Source organism: Arthrobacter sp. N199823 (assembly GCF_002929705.1).
Classification (GTDB): domain Bacteria; phylum Actinomycetota; class Actinomycetes; order Actinomycetales; family Micrococcaceae; genus Specibacter.
On sequence record NZ_PJIN01000032.1, the window covers coordinates 1 to 2,121 of the forward strand.

Here is a 2,121-nt window from a genome sequence, read left to right on the forward strand (position 1 = left end):
GTGTTGGAACAGATTATTTTAGCTATCAAAATATATATAATAATGCTAATGAACTCGATACCTTTTATCAAAATAAGGAATATCTCTTTTATGGATATATGAGGCTATATCAACTGACTGGATGGGGATTCAAAGGTTTTATTGCGTTAACTGCTTTATTACAATCTTTATTGGTGTTTGTTATTGTTTTTCAGTTATGGAAAAACTATGGTTATTCTCTTGTTTTGGTTTTTTTTCTTTTTTGGGTTGTTACTAATTTATTTCATACCCAGATGAATATAATAAGAGCATCATTTTCAATTTATTTGTTTGCAATATCAATTCTCTATAAGTTTAGAGGGAAATTATTGTTATCTTTCATATTAATGGTTGCTGCTTTAGGTTTTCATCGCTCTGCTTTGATTGGTTTCTGTTTTCTCGTAATTCCAGATAAGACGTATTTTTTTGCGTGTAAACATGCTTTTAAAATTTATGTGTTGACTTTTTTATTGTTTCTTTTCTCTTATCTTCAGCAAATTATTTATTATATAGTGCAAAATTTATTCCCCTATTACTCACATTATTTATCCTCATTCGATGAAAGTTCTGTGAGTATAATGAATGTACTAACTAAAATGTATTGGATTCCATTTAATTTGCTATTCCTTATCTTATTAAAACTAAAGGTTTTTGTTATAAAAGATAATGAGCGAAAGTTAATTGGTATGTGGGCTTTAACGGTGAATGTTTATTTGTTAATGCTCAGTTTTGATTTTATTTCAAGGGTTAACTACTATTTTGTGATATTTTATATAATCCCGATAATTTATGTTATTAAATACACTGTTAAAAATAGATACTTCGTTTGTTTGTATCTCTCATTATTATACTGTTTTATTCCGTATCTATTAAAGGTTATTCTGTTTCCTATCGCAGAATTTTATTATAAATCATACTTGTTCTAATTTTGAATAATGATGGGGCTTTTTATGGGTAATGAAACAGTATCAATAATTATGCCAGCTTATAATGCTGAAGAAACTATTAAAGATAGTATTTTGTCAATTTTAAAACAAACGTATGAGGATTTTAAATTATATATAATCAATGATAATTCGTCGGATTCAACAGAACATATTATTAAGTCTATTATCGATGAACGTATTGTTTATTTACTAAATCGAAATGGTAAGGGAGTATCTTCGGCTAGAAATGTTGGGATTGCTGCTTGTAATGGTAGATATATTGCATTTTGTGATAGTGATGATGTTTGGTTTGAGACTAAACTCGAAGAACAACTGAAAATATTGAGTGCTGGAAATTATAAAGTTGTTTGTTCAAACTATGAGGTTTTTTATGTTGATACAAATGTAATAAAAGAAAGAAGGTTTAAGGAAGTTATTACATATAATAATATGCTGCAATCTAATCATATTGGTAACTTAACTGGTATTTATGACTCAACTCAGATAGGGAAAGTATATCAACAGGAAATTGGTCATGAAGATTACCTAATGTGGTTAACAATAGTAAAAAAAGCAAAGCTGGTTTATTGCATACAGAAAAATCTTGCCAGATATTATATACATAATACGGGGTTGTCCTCAAATAAGTTCACTGCAGCTATGTGGCAATGGAATATTTATAGAAGAGTATTGTCTTTTTCATTATTCAAGTCATTAGTTCTTTTTTTTATTTATTCAGTAAGAGCTCTTGCTAAGAGACTTTAATTAGAATGGTTTTATTAGGTTTTGATATTATAAAATGTATGTCTTTTAGATCTGATAGTCGATGTATCCAAAAGGTTTAGTTTTTGGGACATAGAGAGATAAGCCTTTCCTAAATATATTAGAAGTAAACCCGTTACTCATATTCAGCCGCTTATTTGCAGCGGTGAGCACCTCAGACAGGAGTAAACAATGTCAAAGCAACAGATTGGCGTCGTCGGTATGGCAGTGATGGGGCGCAACCTTGCGCTCAACATCGAAAGCCGTGGTTATACCGTCTCTATTTTCAACCGTTCCCGTGAAAAGACGGAAGAAGTTATTGCCGAAAATCCAGGCAAGAAACTGGTTCCTTACTATACGGTGAAAGAGTTTGTTGAATCTCTGGAAACGCCTCGTCGCATCCTGTTAATGGTGA

At 30.6% G+C, this 2,121-nt stretch carries 3 protein-coding genes; all 3 read left to right on the plus strand.

Going from position 1 to position 2,121, the window contains the following annotated elements; all coding sequences use genetic code 11:
- On the plus strand, positions 1-944 hold a 944-nt coding region (gene wzy, locus CXQ93_RS20075), incomplete at its 5' end, for an O21 family O-antigen polymerase (RefSeq protein ID WP_104112164.1).
- 24 nt (positions 945-968) lie between these two features.
- Positions 969-1,709 (plus strand): glycosyltransferase family 2 protein, encoded by a 741-nt coding sequence (locus CXQ93_RS20080; RefSeq protein WP_072222294.1) that lies wholly within the window; start codon positions 969-971, stop codon positions 1,707-1,709.
- 189 nt (positions 1,710-1,898) lie between these two features.
- Positions 1,899-2,121, plus strand: a 223-nt coding sequence (locus CXQ93_RS20085; RefSeq protein ID WP_258059186.1) for an NAD(P)-binding domain-containing protein, incomplete at its 3' end; no start/stop codon positions are given.

Coding starts and splice junctions, on each gene's coding strand:
- CXQ93_RS20080 (WP_072222294.1), top strand. CDS start 969: ATGGGTAATGAAACAGTATCAATAATTATGCCAGCTTATAATGCTGAA.